The 18,021-nt window shown below is 74.7% G+C and carries 17 protein-coding genes; 13 read left to right on the plus strand and 4 right to left on the minus strand.

The window, feature by feature from the left end; translation table 11 throughout:
* Positions 1–5: 5 nt before the first annotated feature.
* The 4 genes from IEY96_RS23565 to IEY96_RS23575 all read right to left on the minus strand — a co-directional run bounded on the left by IEY96_RS23565 (position 6) and on the right by IEY96_RS23575 (position 2,875).
* Positions 6–1,091: an endonuclease/exonuclease/phosphatase family protein gene (locus tag IEY96_RS23565; RefSeq protein ID WP_189196983.1), complete on the minus strand. Its 1,086-nt coding sequence runs from the start codon at positions 1,089–1,091 to the stop codon at positions 6–8.
* A 97-nt stretch (positions 1,092–1,188) separates the two neighbouring features.
* Positions 1,189–1,419, minus strand: a complete 231-nt coding sequence (locus IEY96_RS32845) for a VOC family protein (RefSeq protein WP_373293634.1) — start codon at positions 1,417–1,419, stop codon at positions 1,189–1,191.
* Positions 1,416–1,601, minus strand: coding sequence for a VOC family protein (locus IEY96_RS32850; RefSeq protein WP_229791832.1), 186 nt, complete (start codon positions 1,599–1,601; stop codon positions 1,416–1,418). Before IEY96_RS32850 ends, IEY96_RS32845 begins: the two co-directional genes overlap by 4 nt.
* Before the next feature lie 140 nt (positions 1,602–1,741).
* Positions 1,742–2,875 (minus strand): peptidoglycan recognition protein family protein, encoded by a 1,134-nt coding sequence (locus IEY96_RS23575; RefSeq protein WP_189196984.1) that lies wholly within the window; start codon positions 2,873–2,875, stop codon positions 1,742–1,744.
* A gap of 234 nt (positions 2,876–3,109) precedes the next feature.
* On the opposite strand from IEY96_RS23575, the gene IEY96_RS23580 reads away from it, so the two are divergent.
* The 13 genes from IEY96_RS23580 (at position 3,110) to IEY96_RS23640 (ending at position 17,979) form a co-directional block, all read left to right on the plus strand.
* Positions 3,110–3,553, plus strand: a complete 444-nt coding sequence (locus tag IEY96_RS23580; RefSeq protein WP_229791833.1) for a TlpA family protein disulfide reductase — start codon at positions 3,110–3,112, stop codon at positions 3,551–3,553.
* Between the two features lie 114 nt (positions 3,554–3,667).
* Positions 3,668–4,108: a DUF4395 domain-containing protein gene (locus IEY96_RS23585; protein WP_189196985.1), complete on the plus strand. Its 441-nt coding sequence runs from the start codon at positions 3,668–3,670 to the stop codon at positions 4,106–4,108.
* A gap of 153 nt (positions 4,109–4,261) precedes the next feature.
* Complete coding sequence (locus tag IEY96_RS23590; protein ID WP_189196986.1) at positions 4,262–5,332, plus strand: LacI family DNA-binding transcriptional regulator; 1,071 nt, start codon at positions 4,262–4,264, stop codon at positions 5,330–5,332.
* Positions 5,329–6,261 (plus strand): carbohydrate ABC transporter permease, encoded by a 933-nt coding sequence (locus IEY96_RS23595; RefSeq protein WP_189196987.1) that lies wholly within the window; start codon positions 5,329–5,331, stop codon positions 6,259–6,261. Before IEY96_RS23590 ends, IEY96_RS23595 begins: the two co-directional genes overlap by 4 nt.
* Position 6,262: 1 nt before the next feature.
* Positions 6,263–7,102, plus strand: a complete 840-nt coding sequence (locus tag IEY96_RS23600) for a carbohydrate ABC transporter permease (RefSeq protein WP_189196988.1) — start codon at positions 6,263–6,265, stop codon at positions 7,100–7,102.
* A gap of 36 nt (positions 7,103–7,138) precedes the next feature.
* Positions 7,139–8,434: an ABC transporter substrate-binding protein gene (locus tag IEY96_RS23605; protein WP_189196989.1), complete on the plus strand. Its 1,296-nt coding sequence runs from the start codon at positions 7,139–7,141 to the stop codon at positions 8,432–8,434.
* Between the two features lie 2 nt (positions 8,435–8,436).
* Positions 8,437–9,570 carry an ADP-ribosylglycohydrolase family protein gene (locus tag IEY96_RS23610; protein ID WP_189196990.1) on the plus strand — a complete coding sequence of 378 codons (1,134 nt, stop codon included), beginning with the start codon at positions 8,437–8,439 and terminating at the stop codon, positions 9,568–9,570.
* Positions 9,567–10,946, plus strand: coding sequence for an ADP-ribosylglycohydrolase family protein (locus IEY96_RS23615; RefSeq protein WP_189196991.1), 1,380 nt, complete (start codon positions 9,567–9,569; stop codon positions 10,944–10,946). The genes IEY96_RS23610 and IEY96_RS23615 overlap by 4 nt, the downstream gene beginning before the upstream one ends.
* Positions 10,943–11,875, plus strand: a complete 933-nt coding sequence (locus IEY96_RS23620) for a PfkB family carbohydrate kinase (RefSeq protein WP_189196992.1) — start codon at positions 10,943–10,945, stop codon at positions 11,873–11,875. The genes IEY96_RS23615 and IEY96_RS23620 overlap by 4 nt, the downstream gene beginning before the upstream one ends.
* Positions 11,872–13,821: an SUMF1/EgtB/PvdO family nonheme iron enzyme gene (locus IEY96_RS23625; protein WP_189196993.1), complete on the plus strand. Its 1,950-nt coding sequence runs from the start codon at positions 11,872–11,874 to the stop codon at positions 13,819–13,821. The genes IEY96_RS23620 and IEY96_RS23625 overlap by 4 nt, the downstream gene beginning before the upstream one ends.
* Positions 13,818–15,968 carry an alpha/beta hydrolase-fold protein gene (locus IEY96_RS23630; RefSeq protein WP_189196994.1) on the plus strand — a complete coding sequence of 717 codons (2,151 nt, stop codon included), beginning with the start codon at positions 13,818–13,820 and terminating at the stop codon, positions 15,966–15,968. Before IEY96_RS23625 ends, IEY96_RS23630 begins: the two co-directional genes overlap by 4 nt.
* Positions 15,965–17,158 carry a CaiB/BaiF CoA transferase family protein gene (locus tag IEY96_RS23635; protein WP_189196995.1) on the plus strand — a complete coding sequence of 398 codons (1,194 nt, stop codon included), beginning with the start codon at positions 15,965–15,967 and terminating at the stop codon, positions 17,156–17,158. Before IEY96_RS23630 ends, IEY96_RS23635 begins: the two co-directional genes overlap by 4 nt.
* A complete protein-coding gene (locus IEY96_RS23640) occupies positions 17,158–17,979 on the plus strand; it encodes an HpcH/HpaI aldolase/citrate lyase family protein (RefSeq protein WP_189196996.1) in 822 nt (273 codons plus the stop codon). Before IEY96_RS23635 ends, IEY96_RS23640 begins: the two co-directional genes overlap by 1 nt.
* The last annotated feature ends 42 nt before the right edge of the window (positions 17,980–18,021 follow it).

Consider the following 18,021-nt stretch of genomic DNA (forward strand, 5'->3'; position numbering starts at 1 on the left):
CTTGATTACGGCAGCGCGAGCACGGCCTCGTGACCCAGGTGGTCCGATGCCCACCGGCCGCCGGGGGTCTGCCGCGTGTTGCCGAAGACCTCACTGGACACCGGCACCACCGTCCCGCGGACCAGCACCATGTCGATCCGGTGCTCGACGTCGTCGGCCGGCTCGGTCAGGTCGTCGCCCAGCCCGGCCGTGTAGCCGGGGTCGCCGGGGTGCAGGACGGGCCAGGTGTCGACCATCCCGCCGGCCACCAGGGCGAGGTACGCCAGCCGGTTGTTCGGGTCGGGCAGTTCGGGTCCGCTGTTCAGGTCACCGAGGAGGATCAGCCGACCGGGCACGCTCAGCGGGCCGCGCAGCAGTTCCTGCGCCTGGAGCAGGCGTACGCCGGGGTGGAACGCTTCCAGGTGGGTGTTGACGAACCGGAACGTGCGGCTGCCCAGCACGGCGTCCACCGCTGTCCAGCCGCGGGTGCTCGTGGCGGTGCCGCCGGTGGCGGCGAGCGGGAAGACCAGGTTGTTGGCGAAGTTGCCCGACGAGGTGCCGGCGACCTTGACCCGGCCGCCGTGCCGCACCAGGATCACGTCCCGCATGGTGAGCCGGACGTCCCGCAGGTGCGGCGCCCCGGCCGGGGCCTCCAGGTCCGCCTCGTCCTGCGCCACGACGACGTCGTACGGGTGGCCGGACCCGGCCAGCTCCGCCATGAGCAGGGCCAGGTAGTCGTACCGGACCTCGGTGGCCGGGGCCGGGTCGCCGAGCGGCCCGGTGCGCCAGAGTGCCACCTCCTGCAGGCCGACCAGGTCGGGCTTGCGCTCGCGGATCTCGTCGGCGATGAGCGCCGCCCGGGCCGGGAAGTCGACCAGGTCCACGTGGCTCAGCAGGGCGGCGTTCGCGGCCAGGAACGCCGGCAGGGTCGGCGCGGCGATCGACGGCGTGAGGTCCCCGCCCAGGTAGAGGTTCCGGGTCAGCACGGTGACCTTGGGTCCGGCTTCCGCGTGTGCCGGCGGGGCGACGAGCCCCAGGCCGGCCACCGCGAGGGCGGCCGCGGTGGCCAGCCTGGCCAGGCGTCGGAGGTGTGCGCGGGGGCTGCCGTCCATGACTGTCGTCCTCTCCGGCGGGATCCGTGGATCCGCGTACGGTAACGCCGGTCACACCAGCGTGGACACCGCCGTTCGGGCCACCTCCGCCCGGCGGTCAGGCCTGGGGCTGCCCGATGTCCACCATCCAGGACGTGCCGAACCGGTCCACGCACATGCCGAACTCGTCGCCCCACATCTGCTTCTCCAGCGGCATGGTGACGGTGCCGCCGTCGGCGAGCTGTTCCCACCAGCGGCGCAGGTCGTCGGCGTCGTCGCCGCTCAGGCTGACGGCCATGGTGGTGCCCGGGGTGAACTCCATCCCGGGCGGGGTGTCGGAGGCCATCAGCGTGAGCCCTGGTCGGTCTCCAGTTGCGCGTGCATGATCAGGTCGGCCACCTGCGGGTCCGGGTTGCCGAACTCGCCGAAGGTGTTCATCCGCAGGTCGCCGCCGAACACCCGCTGGTAGTGCTCCATCGCGGCGCGGGCGTTGTCGCGGAAGCTCAGGTACGGATTCAGTCGGGACGTCATCTCGCCTCCTCGGTGTCGTGACCTGGGCATCGTCGCAGAGGGACGGGCCGGGGCCTACGAGGCGCGACGGGCGAGTACGGACGGCAACGGTGGGGGTGGCGCCGTTGCCACCCCCACCGTCTTCCCCGCCGGTGCGCCGGTCAGCTCTTCTGGAACGACTGGCGCACCACACCCCCCACCAGGGCGCACCAGGTGGTGGTGCTGACCTTGCCGTTGGTGTCGAGACCGTGCAGTTCCTGAAGGTCCTGGAGGGCCTTCTTGGTCGGGTAGTCGTACTCGCCGGTGATCGCCACGTCGGCGTAGCCCTTGGAGTTGAGCATGAACTGCACCGCCTGCACCGGAATGCCGGTGGCGTCCTTGTCCAGTTCGGGCGCGAGGGTCTCCCAGGTCGGTGCCGTGAGGGTGGCGTCGATGTCGACCGGGATGCCGTTGCGGGCCTGCCAGTCCTGCACGGCCGCCACGGTGGCCGCGTCGAACACGCCGGTGACCGGGACGGTGTAGCCGCGGAAGGTGAGCAGGTACTGCGCCACCTTCACCACCGGGCCGCCGACGAAGCGCCAGATGTCCGGCCAGCGGCGGGCCGGCACGTCGGCCAGGTCGGTGCCGAGCTTCGCGAAGACCCGCCGGCGCAGCGCCGGGAACTCGCGGTAGAACATCGCGCCCGGGCACTGCGTGGCCCGGAAGTCCCAGTGGCCGAAGATGTCGTGCGCGTGCAGCCCGTACTGCTGGCAGATGGTGGTGCAGAGCTTGACCAGGGAGTCGAGCAGCTCCTGCGGCGGCGTGTCGGTGACGTAGGTGCCCTCGTTCTCGATGCCGATGGCCCGGCCGTTCTCGCCGGGGCAGTGCGCCGAGATCATCTGCCGGTCGCCGGCCTGCAACCGCTCCAGGCTGCCGTGCCGGCCTTCCAGGACGTGGCCGCCCCGGCTGACCGTGAAGTGCTGCCCGGTGTCCGACCACCGGTTCACGTCCATGTGCAGGTTCTGGCAGTCGCGGGCGAGCTGCTTGGCGTGTTCCTCGGAGTAGTCCGTGCTGTTGGGGAACGCCATGTGGTGCACGATGATCTTGTTGGTCGCGATCGCGCTGATCGACAGCGGGTCCGCCGGCGGGCGGGCTCCCCACTCGTCGCAGCTGATGATCCAGTCGAGGTCCGCGTCCGGCGCGGCCTGCGCGGCGGCCGGGAAGGCGAGTTCGCTCCCGACGACCGCGACCGCGGCGGCGCCGAGGCCGGCCCGCAGCAGGGTACGACGGTCCAGCTCGGGGTGGTCGAAGTGCATGGCATCTCCTCGGTGGCCCGACGGGTGTGCGGGCGTGTAAAGGAACTCCAACTGCTGCGCGCGAAGTGGAGAATATTGCCAGGATCGGTCGGCGCGCCAGAGGACAAATGCGACGACTGTCAATCGCGGCGCCGTCGGCCGGCCCTCCTTTCCCACCGCCGGAGTAGGCGATGTCACGTCCGGTGGGTGAGACGGCGGGATTCCTACCGCCGGTCGTCGTGGCAGCCTGGACCCGTGCAGCCGCCCCGTCTGACCGGTGTCCTGGTGCTCGTCGCGGTGCTCGCGGCCGCCACCGCCTTCGGCTGGTGGCGGCGCCGTCGCGACGGCCGGCTGCGTGCCGTGTCCCCGGCCGCCGCGCCGCACCGGGCCGCGCTGGCCGCCCTCGGCGTCCGCCCCGGCGCGGTCACCCTGGTACAGTTCTCCGCCCCGGTCTGCGCGCCCTGCCGCGCCGCCCGCCGCGTCCTCGAGGACGTCGCGGGGCGGCTCGACGGGGTCACCCTGCTGGAGGTCGGCGTCGAGGAGCACCTCGACCGGGCCCGCGAGCTGGACGTCTGGCGTACCCCGACGGTGCTGCTGGTGGACGGCGACGGCCGGATCGTCCGGCGGGCCGCCGGCGTGCCGGACCGGGACGACCTGCTCGCCGCGCTCGCGCCGCTGGCCGCCGGGGCGCGGGCGTGAGCGGCGTCCGGCTGATCCGGCGGCGGGTGGTGGACCACGGCCGGCTCGCGGCGAGCCTCTGTGCGCCGGTCGCCACCGCCTGACCGACCCCTTCGCCGCCGAACGGAAGCCCCCATGCTGCTCGACCCTCGCGGGCCGCGGTTCGCCGCCGCCCTCACCACCGTCGTCCTCGCCGTCGCCCTGGTCACCGGCTCAGGCTGGCTCGTCCTGGCCCAGGCCGTGGTCTTCGCGCTGACCGCCGTCCACCCGCGACTCGGCCCGTACGGTCTGCTGTTCCGCGCCCTGGTCGCGCCCCGGCTTGCCCCGCCGGCCGAGCTGGAGCCGGTGGCCCCGGTCCGCTTCGCCCAGCTCGTCGGCCTGGCCTTCGCCGCGGTCGGCGCGGCCGGTTGGCTGGCTGGCGTGCCGCTGCTCGGTCTGGTCGCCACCGCGGCGGCGCTCGCCGCCGCCTTCCTCAACGCGGCCTTCGGGCTCTGCCTCGGCTGCGAGGGCTACCTGGCGGTCCGCCGCCTCACCGGCCACCCGCTCACCGCCCGGGTCCCGGTTCCCCCACGCTGACCGGCCCCGGCCCGCCGGGGCCTCGGCCCACGCCGCATCGCCGACCCAGGTCAGCGCGGTTGGAAACGTTTTCGTAACGAGGTCTTGACCTGATCGTCGGGTCGGGCGCAGACTCCCGGAAACGTTTACAGCAGACAGGTGGAGGTGCCGGGCGTGGGTCGTAAACGTTTACAGGAGTCGGCCGACGGCCGGCCCACCGTCCACACCGTCGCCGCCCGCGCCGGTGTCTCCATCGCCTCCGCCTCCCGCGTGCTCAACGGCGTCGGCGGCAGCCCGGAGACCGTCCGCAAGGTGCGCGAGGCCGCGGCCGAGGTCGGGTACGTGCCCAACGCCATCGCCCGCTCGCTCCAGTCGCAGCGCACCGGCCTCGTCGCGCTCGCCGTCGAGGACATCGGCAACCCGGTGTACGTCGAGATGATGCGGGCCATCGAGTCCGTGGTGGCCGCGTCCGGCCGGCAGCTGCTGGTGCACGCCACCGGCGGGCAGATCGCCAACGAGACCGCCCTGCTGCGCCGGCTGGCCCACCGCTACGTCGACGGGATGATCGTCTCCCCGATCCGGGTCACCGACGACCACCTCGCCGCGCTGGTCGACAGCCCGGTGCCGGTGGTCGTGGTCGGCCAGCTCCCCGGCGACGCGCCGGTGGACAACGTCCGCACCGACTCGCGTACCGGCGTGGGGCTGGCCGTGGACCACCTGGTCGCGGCCGGGCGGCGGCGGATCGGCTTCGTCAACGGCCCGCTGGACACCGTGCCCGGCGCGGCCCGCGACGCCGGCTTCCGGGCCGCCCTCGCCGGGCACGGCATCGCTCTCGACGAGCGCCTCGTCGAGGTCGGCGACTTCCGGTACGCGGCCGGCCGGGCCGCCACCGAGCGCCTCCTCGCCCGCGCCGAGCCCGACGCGCTGGTCTGCGCCAACGACCTCATCGCCGTCGGCGCGCTGCACGCCCTGCTGGCCGCCGGCCGGCGCGTCCCCGAGGACGTGGCGGTCGTCGGCATGGACGACACCGAGCTGGCCCGGATGATGTTCCCCCAGCTCTCCAGCGTCTCCCTCGGCTCGGCCGAGCGCGGTCGCCGCGCCGCCGAACTGCTGCTCCAGCGCATCGCCGACCCGACCCTGCCGCCGCGCCGCGAGCAGGTCGCCCCCAGCCTCGCCGTGCGCGCCTCCAGCGCCGCCGCGTCGCTCCCCGCTCCCGCGCCGCGTACCCCGGAGGTGACGGCATGACCACGGTGGCCGAACGGCCCGACGTCGCCCGCGCCGACGGGCCCCGCAGGGCCCGGTCCCGCTCCGACCGGCTCGGCATCTACCTGCTGCTGCTCCCGTCGCTGCTGCCCATCGTGGTGCTGTCGGTGTTCCCGCTGGTACGCGGCATCTACCTCGGCTTCACCGACGCCCGGGCCGGGCGCAACGTCGAGATCAGCTTCACCGGGCTGGCCAACTACCGGGAGTTGCTCGGCGACGAGCTGTTCTGGAACTCGTTCAAGATCGGCCTGCTCTGGGCGGTCGGGGTGACCGTGCTCCAGTTCGTGCTCGCCCTCGGCCTGGCCCTGCTGCTCAACCAGCAACTGCGCTTCCGCGGGCTGGCCCGGGTGCTGGCCGTGGTGCCCTGGGCGATGCCGCCCGTGGTGGTCGGCATCCTCTGGAAGCTGGTCTACCACCCGGACGCCGGCCTTCTGAACGAGTTCTTCCACCGCGTCGGCGCCGACGGGCTGCGCACCAACTGGCTCGGCGACTTCAGCACCGCCCTGCCCGCGGTCATCCTCGTCGGTGTCTGGGCCGGCATGCCGCAGACCACCGTCGTCCTCCTGGCCGGGTTGCAGGGCGTGCCGCGCGAACTGCACGAGGCGGCCGCGGTGGACGGGGCCTCCACCTGGCACCGGTTCCGCAACGTCACGCTGCCCGCCATCGCGCCGGTCGTCGTGGCGATCACCTCGCTCGACTTCATCTGGAACTTCAACTCGTTCGGCCTGGTCTACGTGCTCACCGCGGGCGGGCCGGGCGGCAAGACCATGCTGCCGATGCTCTTCGCCTACGAGGAGGCGTTCCGCTACGGCAACTACGGCTACGCCGCGGCCCTCGGCAACGTCATGGTCGTGATCATCGTCGCGCTGCTCGCGGTCTACCTGCGTCGCCGGTTGAGGGAGGCGAACTGACATGTTCGGAAAGCCGAGCCGCACCGGGCGGACGCTCCAGTACGTCGCGCTGACCGGCTACCTGATCTTCCTCGGGTTCCCGCTGGTCTGGCTGCTCTCCACCGCGTTCAAGCCGCCGCGCGAACTGGTGCGGCTGCACCCCACGCTCATCCCGAGCAACCCCACCGTGCAGAACTTCGTGCAGGCCTTCACCGAGCAGCAGCTCGGCCGGGCCGCGCTGAACAGCCTCCAGGTGTCGCTCGCCTCGGCGGTGCTCACCGTGCTGGTCGCGCTGCCCGCCTCGTACGCCCTCGCGCGGTTCCGGACCAGGCTCGGCACCGTCGCGCTGGGCTGGGTGCTGCTGTCGCAGCTCTTCCCGTTCGTCCTGCTGATCATCCCGATCTTCCTGATCCTGCGGCAGGTCGGGCTGGCCAACACCCACGCCGGGCTGGTGCTGATCTACGTGGTCTGGGCGCTGCCGTTCGCCCTGTGGATGCTGCAGGGCTTCGTCCGCAACATTCCGCGGGAGCTGGAGGAGGCGGCCAGCGTCGACGGCGCCAGCCGGCTCCAGGTGCTGCGCCGGGTGGTCTTCCCGCTGCTCGCGCCGGGCATCGTGGCCACCGCGCTGTTCTCCTTCATCTCCGCCTGGAACGAGTTCTTCTTCGCCCTGGTGCTGGTCAAGACGCCCGAGCTGGCGACCCTGCCGGTCGCCCTGGCCCGGTTCGTCGGCATCGAGGGCACCGCCCGCCTGGGTCCGCTGGCCGCCGGTTCGCTGCTGGCCACTCTGCCCAGCCTGATCTTCTTCGCGGTCATGCAACGCCGCCTCTCGTCCGGGTCGCTCGCCGGCGCGGTCAAGGGCTGACCACATCCCCCAACCACCACCAAGGAGGAATCCCCCATGCTCCGTAGCAGATTCCGTCGACTCGCCGCGGCCACCGCGGTCGCGGTCGTCGGGCTCGGCGCCCTCACCGCGTGCGGTGACGGCGGCGGCGAGGACGAGAACTCGTCCGGCCCGGCCAAGCTGCGCTTCCTCAGCCTCGCCTGGCAGAAGGAGTCGCTCCAGGCCAACAAGGACCTGGTCGCCAAGTGGAACAGCGAGCACCCGGACATCCAGGTCGAGTACGTCCAGGGTGACTGGAACTCGATCCACGACCAGCTGGTCACCTCGTTCGAGGGCGGCGACGTGGCCGACATCGTGCACTACGAGGCCTCGGCCATCGGCGAGTTCAGCAAGCAGGGCTACCTGACCGACCTCTCCAAGCTGCTCAGCGACGACTTCAAGGGCCAGATCGACCCGGGCGTCTGGGACACCGCCACGTTCGACGGCAAGGTCACCGGCGTGCCGTTCCTGCTGGAGTCGCAGGTCGTCATCGCCAACAAGAAGCTGCTCGACGCCGCCGGGATCGCCGTCCCGCCGGCCGACGGCGGCTGGACCTGGGACGAGTTCCAGGCCAACGCCCAGAAGCTCACCAAGCCCGGCCAGTACGGCGCCGCCTGGGCGCTCAAGTCGCCCACCAACCGGGTGCTGAACCTGGCGCTGAACTACGACGGCAAGTTCTTCTACACCGAGGGCGGCAAGACCGAGGTCAAGGTCGGCGACGCGGAGAAGGAGGTGCCGAAGCGGATCCACGACATGCTCTACACCAGCAAGTCGGCCTCCCCGGAGGCGCTGGGCATGAGCGGCGCGGACACCCTGCCCGGCTTCTTCGGCGGCAAGTACGCCATGCTCCCCGGCTCGGTCTCGCTGCGCCAGCAGATGGTCGAGCAGGCCCCCGCCGGCTTCGAGTGGGTGACCCTCCCGCCGATCAAGGGCCTCTCCAGCAAGCAGGCTGCCAACCCGCAGACGCTGTCCATCGCCGAGGACAGCAAGCACAAGAAGCAGGCCGCGCAGTTCCTGGAGTGGTTCCTCAACCCGACCAACATGGCCGCGCTGGCCAAGGGTGACTGGCTGGTGCCCACCGGCAAGCAGGCCAACGAGGAGCTGGTCAAGGCCACCGGGGGCAAGCAGGGCTGGGACGTCGCCGCGGACAGCGCCGCCGACCTGACCGTCGCCCCGTTCCAGAAGGCCGCCGGCTACCCGGAGTGGAAGACCAAGTACGCCACCCCGGCCCTCCAGCAGTACTTCGCCAACAAGATCACCCTGGACCAGCTCGGCACGCAGCTGGTCGACGGTGGCAAGCAGGTTCTGAGGTAACCATGTCACTCTTGCTCGACACGTCGGTCGGATGCCTGGTCGGCGCCGCGGTGGGCGACGCCCTCGGCGGGGCCACCGAGACGGCCCTTCCGGAGCAGATCCGCGCCCGCTTCGGCGGCTGGGTCGAGGGGATCGTCCCCCCGTACCACGCCGACTGGGCCACCGCGCGGCCACTCGCGCCGTACCACAAGGGCGACGGGCACATCACCGACGACACGTTGATGACCCACGCCCTGGTCCGGGCGTACGCGGCCAAGCGGGACCACCTCGACGCGTACGACGTGGTGGAACTGCTCGTCCCCGACCTGATCGAGCGGGTGGTGTACATCCCGGACCTGGAGCGGGAGGGGGTGACCTTCCACCGCCTGGCCGCGGCCGAGCGGTGGTTGGTCACCCGCCTGCACCACGCACACGCCGACCCGCGTGAGGCGGGCGTGGGCAACATCGTCAACTGCGGCGCCGCCATGTACATGGCGCCGGTCGGCATCGTCAACGCCGGTGACCCGGCCGGGGCGTACGCCGAGGCCGTGGAGATCGCCGGGGCGCACCAGCACAGCTACGGACGGGAGGCCGCGGCGGTCTTCGCCGCCGCGGTCGCCGCCGCCGCGACCCCCGGCGCGAACGTCGACGACGTCGTGGCGGCCACCCTCGACCTGGCCCGCGACGGCACCCGCGCCGCCATCGACGCGGTGGTCAAGGAGGCCCGCGGGCACGACGACTGGAAGGCCGCCATCCCGGCGCTGCGCGCCGCGGTGGCCCCCTACGACACGGTGGGGGAGGAGTACCGCAGCCCCGGCCTGGGCGCCCGCCGCCCGAGCCGGCTGCACGCCATCGAGGAACTGCCGGTGGCGCTCGGCATGCTGGTGGTGGCCGGCGGCGACTACCGGGCCGCGGTGCTCGGCTCGGTCAACTACGGCCGGGACGCCGACTCCACCGCCACCATGGCCGGCGCGATCGCCGGCGCGCTCGGCGGCGCGGCGGCCGTGCCGGCCGAGTGGTCGGAGACGGTCGCGGCGGCGTCCCGCACCGACCTGGTCGAGCCCGCCCGGGTCCTCGCCGGGGTGGCCACCGAGGTGTTCGACCGCGACCGGGAGCGCTTCGCCCGGCGCGCCGAGCGGTTCGGCGGGCTGGCATGAGCGCTGCCGGGACGCCGGCCCGCGGGCTCCGGCTGACCTGGGTGCAGCCGGAGGACCTGCTGCCGCACGAACTGGCCGCGAGCCGCGACGAGGGCCGCGACGTCACCGCCCTGGCCGACCGCTGGGCGGCGGCCGGCGGTGACGTCACGGCCCCGGTCAGCGGGGCCTCGCCGGTGCCGGCACCGCCGGAACTGCGGGCCCTCGCCGTCGCGCTGCTCGCCGTCGCCGCCGCGCTGCCCGGCCCGGTCGCCGCGGACGAGCCCGACGACCTCGACGCGGTCCGCAAGACCTGGCCGGGCGCCTGGGACCTGCCGACCACCGTCGAGCGGGACCGGCTGCACGGCGCCTGGCTCGGCCGGGCGGCCGCCGGCCTGCTCGGCAAGCCGGTGGAGAAGATCCCCCGCCACGGGATCCGGGAGATCCTCTCCGCCGCCGGCCGGTGGCCGCTGCGCGACTGGTTCACCGCGCGGGGGCTGCCGGCCGAGGTGGCCGCCCGCTGGCCGTGGAACCGGCGCAGCGCGCCGACCAGCCTGGCCGAGAACATCGCCGGCATGCCCGAGGACGACGACCTCAACTTCGCGCTGCTGGCGCTGCGCGTCCTGGAGACCCACGGGCCCGGCTTCACCAGCGCCGACGTGGCGCAGGCGTGGCTGGACTGGCTGCCCGCGGGGCGGGTGTTCACCGCCGAGCGGGTCGCCTACCGCAACCTGCTGCTCGGACTCACCCCGCCGGAGACCGCCCGCCGGCACAACCCGTTCCGGGAGTGGATCGGCGCGCAGATCCGCACCGACGTGTACGGCTGGACCAACCCGGGCCGCCCCGACCGGGCCGCCGAGGCCGCCTGGCGGGACGCCGCCGTCAGCCACGTCCGGGCCGGGGCGTACGGGGCGATCTGGGTGGCCGCCCTGGCCGCGGCGGCGCCGGTGGCCGGCGACGTGGACGCGGTGCTGGACGCGGGCGAGTCGGTGCTGCCCCCGGGCAGCCGGTTCACCGCCGCCGTCCGGGAGGCGCGCGCCCTGGGCGCTGGTGGCGACGACTGGGAGAGCATCGTGGACACCCTCTACGCGCGGCACGGTCACCTGCACTGGGTGCACGTCCGCAACAACGCCGCCCTGGTCGCGGCGGCCCTGGCGTACGGGCGGGGCGACCTGGAACGGTCCATCTGCGCGGTGGTCGCCGGCGGCTGGGACACCGATTCCAACGGCGCCACCGTCGGCGCGGTCACCGGGGCGCTCACCGGCGCCGCCCGGCTGCCGGGGCGCTGGGTCGCGCCGCTGCGCAACCGGCTGGCCAGCAGCATCGCCGGCTTCGACGGCATCGGCTTCGACGAGCTGGCCGACCGTACCCTCGCCCTGGCCCACGGGAACCGGGCATGAGCGCCCGGGTGGTGGTGGTCGGCAGCGCCAACCTCGACCTGGTGGTCACCGCGCCGCAACTGCCCCGGCCCGGCGAGACGGTGCTCGGCGACGACTTCCGGATGGTGCCCGGCGGCAAGGGCGCCAACCAGGCGGTCGCCGCCGCCCGGGCCGGCGCGGCCTGCGCCTTCGTGGGCGCGGTCGGCGGCGACGGGTTCGGCGGGCTGCTGCGGGACAACCTGGCCGCCGCCGGCGTCGACCTGCGCGGGCTGCGCACCGTCGACGGGCCGTCCGGGGTGGCGCTGATCGCCGTCGACCACGCGGCGGAGAACTGCATCGTGGTCGCGCCCGGCGCGAACGCCGCGCTGACCCTCGACGACGCCGATCGCGGCGCGGTGGCGGAGGCCGACGTGCTGCTGCTGCAACTGGAGGTGCCGCTGTCGGAGGTCACCCGGGCCGCCGGCTGGGCCCGCGCCGGCGGCGCCGCCGTGGTGCTCAACGCCGCCCCGGCCCGGCCGCTGCCGGCCGAACTGCTCGACCTCGTCGACGTGCTGGTGGTCAACGAGCACGAGGCCGCCGTCGTCGCCGGGGTGTTCACCGACGAGCCGGCGGCCCTGCTCGACACGCTTGTCGGCCTGGTGCCCCGGGTGGTGCTCACCCTCGGCGCGCGCGGTGCCGCCTACGCCGACCGGGACGGCGCCCGGATCGAGGTGCCGGCCCCGAAGATCGACGCGGTGGACACCACGGCCGCCGGCGACGCGTTCACCGGCGCGCTCGCCGTCGCCCTGGCCGAGCGCGGCGGGCTCACCGGTGACACCGCCACGGCGGTGCTGCGCTGGGCGTGCGCCGCGGGCGCGGCCTGCGCCCAGCGCCCCGGGGCGTCCACCGCCCTGCCCGAGCGGGCCGCCATCGACGCGCTGTCCGCCGCCACCTACGGAGGGGTCGAGTGAGCTTCAACCCGTACGTGCCCCGGCCGATCGACCGGCCCACCGAGGTACCGCTCGGCGCGCACGCTGACCTGACCACCCTGGACGAGGCGAAGATCTTCGCCGCCCCCGGCGACCCCGCGGACTGGCCCGCCTGGCGGGAGCAGCTCACCCGGTGGCGGGCCGACGCCCGCGCCCGGCTCGGCTACACCGGCGCGCACTACGACGAGATCGCCGGTGACTGCTTCACCGTCTGCCTGGCCTGGCTCTGGGACGAGACGCTGTACGACCACGACCGCGGCGAGTTCACCGTGGCGGCGTTCCTCGACGCGGCGCGGCGCGACTTCGGCGGCTTCGACGGGGTGGTGCTCTGGCACGCGTACCCGGTGATCGGGCTGGACGAGCGCAACCAGTTCGACTGGTATCGCGACGTGCCCGAGCTGCCCGACGTGGTCCGCGCGTTCCAGGCCGCCGGGGTCCGGGTGTTCGTCGACTACAACCCGTGGGACACCGGCACGAGGCGGGAGCCGGGCGCCGACGCCGAGGAGGTCGCGGCGCTGGCCGCCACCCTCGGCGTCGACGGCGTCTTCCTGGACACCCTCAAGGAGGGCGCCGGCGAGCTGCGCAAGGCGCTCGACGCGGTCCGCCCCGGCCTGGTCCTGGAGGGGGAGAGCCGGGTACCGCTGGCGCGGATCGCCGACCACGCCATGTCGTGGGCGCAGTGGTTCGCCGACTCGGACACCCCCGGTGTGCTGCGGGCCAAGTGGTTCGAGCGCCGGCACGTCCTGCACCACACCCGCCGCTGGCACCGCGACCACCTCGACGAGCTGCACTCCGCCTGGCTCAACGGCTGCGGCGTGCTGGTCTGGGAGAGCGTCTTCGGCGTCTGGGTCGGCTGGAACGAGCGGGACCGGGCCGTCCTGCGGGCCATGCGCCGGGTGCAGGCCAGCCACGCCGCGTGGTTGCGCGCCGAGGACTGGGTCCCGCTGGCCGACCACCCGGGCGCCGGCCAGGTGTACGCGTCCCGCTGGACCCACGACGACCAGCCGCTGTGGACGGTGGTCAACCGCGGGGCCGACCACGACGGCCCGTGGCTGCTCACCGACCGCAAGCCGGGGCGCTTCGTCGACCTGGTCACCGGCGCCGAGCTGGCCGTCACCGAACTCGAGGACGGCCGGGTGGCCGTCGGCGGGCCGCTGCCCGCCGGGGCGATCGCCGCCGTGGTCGCCACCGACACCCCGGTGCCCCGGCACGAGCCGCCGACCGGGGACCCGTCCTTCCCGGCCCGCGCCGCCGTGCGCGCCCGTACCCCGTGGTCGCCGCTGGCGGCGCTGCCCGACGGCATGGTCACCGTCGAGGGGGGCCGGCACGAGCTGACCGTCCACCACCGGGTCCGGGAGACCGGCCTCTACGGCGAGGCCCCGTACGTCGACGAGTGGAAGCCGCTGCCGCCGCGCCTGCACCACACGGGCACGCTGCGCCGCCAGGTCCGGCTCGGCCGGTTCGCCATCGACACGCACGAGGTCACCCACGGCCAGTACGCCCGCTTCCTCGCCGCCACCGGTTACCGGCCGGTCCGGCCGGAACGGTTCACCGCCGGGCAGGGCCCCGCCGACGCCCCGGTCACCGGCGTCGACCTCGCCGACGCCCGGGCGTACGCCGACTGGGCCGGGCTGCGACTGCCCACCGAGGACGAGTGGCAGGTGGCCGCCGCGGCGGGCCTGCTGGTCCGGCGGGAGCCCCTCGTGTGGAACCTGACCGAGAGCGAGCACTCCGACGGGCGGACCCGCTTCGTCATCCTCAAGGGCGGCTGCGCGTACCGGGCGGAGGGCTCCGACTGGTATCTCGACGGCGGCCCGCAGCCGCCGGACGTGTCGGTGAAGCTGCTGCTCACCGGTGCCGGCCTCACCCGCTCCACCTCGATCGGCTTCCGCTGCGCCGCCGACCTGCCCGAAGGAGCCCTCCGATGAGAAGAGCCTGGCGCCCCGGCGCCGCCCTGGTCGCCCTGCTGACCGCCGTGGGGCTCGCCGGCCTCGCCCCGGAGACCGCCGTCGCCGGCAAGGAGCGGTCCGGCACCCTCACGACCGCCACCGCCCCCTCGCCGGCCCTCGGCGCGCCCGTCGACTACACCGTCTACCTCCCGTACGGCTACGCCGACGCGGCGAACGCCGGCACCCGCTACCCGGTGCTGTACCTGCTGCACGGGCGTGGCGACACCATGCAGGCGTGGACCCGGGTGAAGAGCGACCTGGACCGGCTCATCGCCGACGGCGAGGTGCCGCCGGTGATCGCCGTGCTGCCCGACGCCCCGTGGAGCGAGCGCGGCAACTGGTACGTCGACTCCGCGTACACCGGCGCCGACCGCCCCGGCCGGCCGGTGGAGACCGCGCTCACCCACGACCTCGTCGCGCACGTCGACGCCACGTACCGCACCGCCGCGCACCGGAACGCCCGGCTGGTCGGCGGCTACTCGATGGGCGGGGCCGGCGCGCTGCGCTACGCCCTCGCCCACCAGGACCTCTTCGCCAACGCGCTGGTGCTCAGCCCCGCCGTCTACCGGCCGCTGCCGCCGGCCGACTCCTCGGCCCGCGAGTTCGGCGCGTTCGGCGACGGCGACCGGCCCTTCTCCGACGAGGTGTACCAGCGGCTGAACTACCCGGCCCTGCTGCCCGGTCTCGATCCGGAGTCGCCGGTGCGGATGTTCATCGCGGTCGGCGACGACGAGTGGGCCAACCCCGACCCGGCCGACGCCGCCCACGACCTCGACTACGAGGCCGCCACCCTCTACAACACCGTCCGCCGCGCCGACGGCGTCGCCGCCGAGTTCCGCGTCCTCGACGGCGGGCACGACTGGGACGTCTGGCGGCCCGCGTTCGTCGACGGCCTGAAGCACCTGGCCGCCACGCTCAGCGTCACCCCGCCGGCCGGGCTGCCCGCCCCGCTGCACGGCACCGCCGGCGCGGACTGGGCCGGCGGGGTCGCCGCCCACCCGGACGGCGAGGTCACCCTCGGCTACGCGGCCTCCGGCGGCGTCGCCGGCCAGCCGTACGCCGGCGGTCTCGACGCCGTGGTCACCCGGCTCGCCGCCGACCGGCGCACGGTCCGCTGGACCAGCCAGTTCGGCACCCCCGCCAACGAGCGGCTCTACGGGACCGTGCCGCTGCCCGACGGCGGCGTGCTCACCGCCGGGTACACCCGCGGCGACCTCGACGGCCGGCACCCGGGCAGCCCCGCCGACGACGCGGTCGTGGCGAAGCTGACCGCCACCGGGCAGCGGGCCTGGCTCACCCAGGCCGGCGACCCGGCCAAGGCCGACCGGTTCTACGCGATCACCGCCGCCCCCGACGGCGGCGCGTACGTCGCCGGCTACACCAGCGGCACGTTCGACGGGACGAGCGCCGGCGACAAGGACGCCGTGCTCGCCCGGATCGCACCGGACGGCACCCTGGCCTGGACCCGGCAGTTCGGCGGCCCCGGCGAGGACAAGGCGTACGCCGTCGCGGCCGACGCGAACGGCGTCTACGTGGCCGGCGGCACCTCCGGCGCGCTGCTCGGCGCCACGCCGCTCGGCGGCGCCGACGGCTGGCTCGCCCGGTTCACCCCGGACGGCGCCCGCGACTGGCTCACCGTGGCCGGCGGCACCGGCGACGACCTGCTCGGCGGGGTCACCGTGACCGGCGCCGGCGAGGTGGTGGCGACCGGCGCCACCGCCGGCGACGTGCTCACCGTGGCGTACACCGCGAAGGGCGCGCAGCGCTGGCGGACCGTCACCGGCGGGCGCGGCGCGGACGCCGGCACCGACGTGCTGGCCCTCGCCGACGGCACCCTCGCGGTGGTCGGCTTCACCGGCAGCATCCTCGGCGTGCCGGCCGGCGGCGCGGACGTGTTCACCCTGCGCCTCGACGCCCGGGGCAAGCAGGTCGCCGTCGCCCAGTACGGCACCGCCCGCGACGACGCCGCCGACCCGTTCGGTGAGGAGAACGTCTACGCCACCCTCGGGCCGGACGGCCGGCTGCTGGTCAGCGGCCGCACCGCCGGCACGCCCGACGGCGGCGCCGCGCTCGGCAACGGGGACGTGTTCCTCGCCGCCGTCGACCCGGCGAAGGGGACGCCGTGACCACGCCCGGCCCGCTGCACGGCGTCAAGGTCGTCGACCTGGCCACCCTCTTCGCCGGTCCGCTGGCCGCCGCGTTCCTCGGCGACTTCGGCGCCGACGTGGTCAAGGTGGAGCACCCGGCCAAGCCCGACCCGTCCCGGGGACACGGCCCCGCCAAGGACGGCGTCGGCCTGTGGTGGAAGGTGCTCGGCCGCAACAAGCGGACCGTGACGCTCAACCTGTCCGACCCGCAGGGCGCGGACCTGCTGCGCCGGCTGCTCGCCGACGCCGACGTGCTCGTGGAGAACTTCCGCCCCGGCACCCTGGAGCGGTGGGGTCTCGGCCCGGACGAGCTGCACGCGGTCAACCCGCGGCTGGTGATCGCCCGGATCAGCGGCTTCGGGCAGGTCGGCCCGTACGCGCCCCGGCCCGGGTTCGGCACCCTCGCCGAGGCGATGAGCGGCTTCGCCGCCGCCACCGGGGAACCCGACGGGCCGCCGACCCTGCCCCCGTTCGGGCTGGCCGACTCCGTCACCGCGCTCGCCGCCGCGTACGCGGTCATGCTGGCCCTGCGCGGCCGCGACCTGACCGGCCGGGGCCAGGTGGTGGACCTCGCCATCATCGAGCCGATCATGGCGATGCTCGGCCCGCAGATCACCTGGTACGACCAGCTCGGCTACGTCCAGCCCCGGCTGGGCAACCGGTCCAACAACAACGCGCCCCGCAACACCTACCGGTGCGCCGACGGACGGTGGGTGGCCGTGTCCACCAGCGCGCAGAGCATCGCCGAGCGGGTGGTCCGGCTCGTCGGCCGCCCCGACCTGGTCGACGAGCCGTGGTTCGCCACCGGTAGCGGTCGGGCCGCGCACGCCGACGAACTCGACGCCGCGGTCGGCGACTGGGTGGCGAAGCGGGACCGCGACGAGGTGGTGGCCGCGTTCGAGGCCGCCCAGGCCGCCGTGGCACCCGTCTACGACGTGCGGGACATCCTCGCCGACCCGCAGTACGCGGCGCTCGGCACCGTGGTCACCGTCCCCGACGAGGAGTTGGGGGAGGTGCGGATGCAGAACGTGCCGTTCCGGATGTCGGACAGCCCCGGGGAGATCCGGCACGCGGGCCGCCGCCACGGCCAGGACACCGACGCGGTGTTCGGCGCGCTCGGGCTGACCGCCGACGAGCTGGCCGCGCTGCGGGAGCGCGGGGTGATCTGATGCTGCTCACCTGGCTCTACGTGCCCGGCGACCGGCCCGACCGGTTCCCCAAGGCGGTCGCCGCCGGCGCCGACGCGGTCATCCTCGACATGGAGGACGCCGTCGTGGCCGGCCGCAAGGCGTACGCCCGGGACGCCGTCGCCGACTTCCTCGCCGACCCGCAGCCGCTGCCCGTGCAGGTGCGGGTCAACGAGCTGACCGGACCGGACCTCGACGCCGACCTGGCCGCCGTCGCGGGGCGGCCGGGGCTGGCCGGGCTGCGCCTGCCCAAGGTGGAGTCCCCGGCGACCGTCGCCGCGGTGGCCGCCCGGGTCGACACCCCGCTGCACCCGCTGGTCGAGTCGGCCGTCGGGCTGGAGTCCGCGTACGCCATCGCGGCCGCCCACCCGGCGGTGGCCTCGCTCGGGCTCGGCGAGGCCGACCTCCGCTCCGACCTGGGCGTCGCCGACGACGACGGCCTGCTCTGGGCCCGCGGCCGGATCGTGGTCGCGGCCCGCGCGGCCGGCCTGCCGCCGCCGGCCATGTCGGTGTACGCCGACGTGGCCGACCTCGACGGCCTGGCCGCCTCCTGCGCGGCCGGCCGGCGGCTCGGCTTCCTCGGCCGGGCCGCCATCCACCCGCGACAGTTGCCGGTGATCGCCGCCGCGTTCCGCCCGGCCGACCGGGAGGTGGACCGGGCCCGCGAACTGCTCGCCGCGGTCGCCGACGCGCACGCCCGCGACTCCGGCACCGTGGTGCTGCCCGACGGCCGGTTCGCCGACCGGGCCATGGTGGCCGCCGCCCGCCGGGTCGTCGACCTCGCCGCCCGCTACGCCGCCTGACCCGGTGCCCGCCGCCGCCCGCCCGTCCCGCTGACCCGGCGG

The organism is Micromonospora fulviviridis (genome assembly GCF_014648395.1).
Lineage (GTDB): Bacteria > Actinomycetota > Actinomycetes > Mycobacteriales > Micromonosporaceae > Micromonospora > Micromonospora fulviviridis.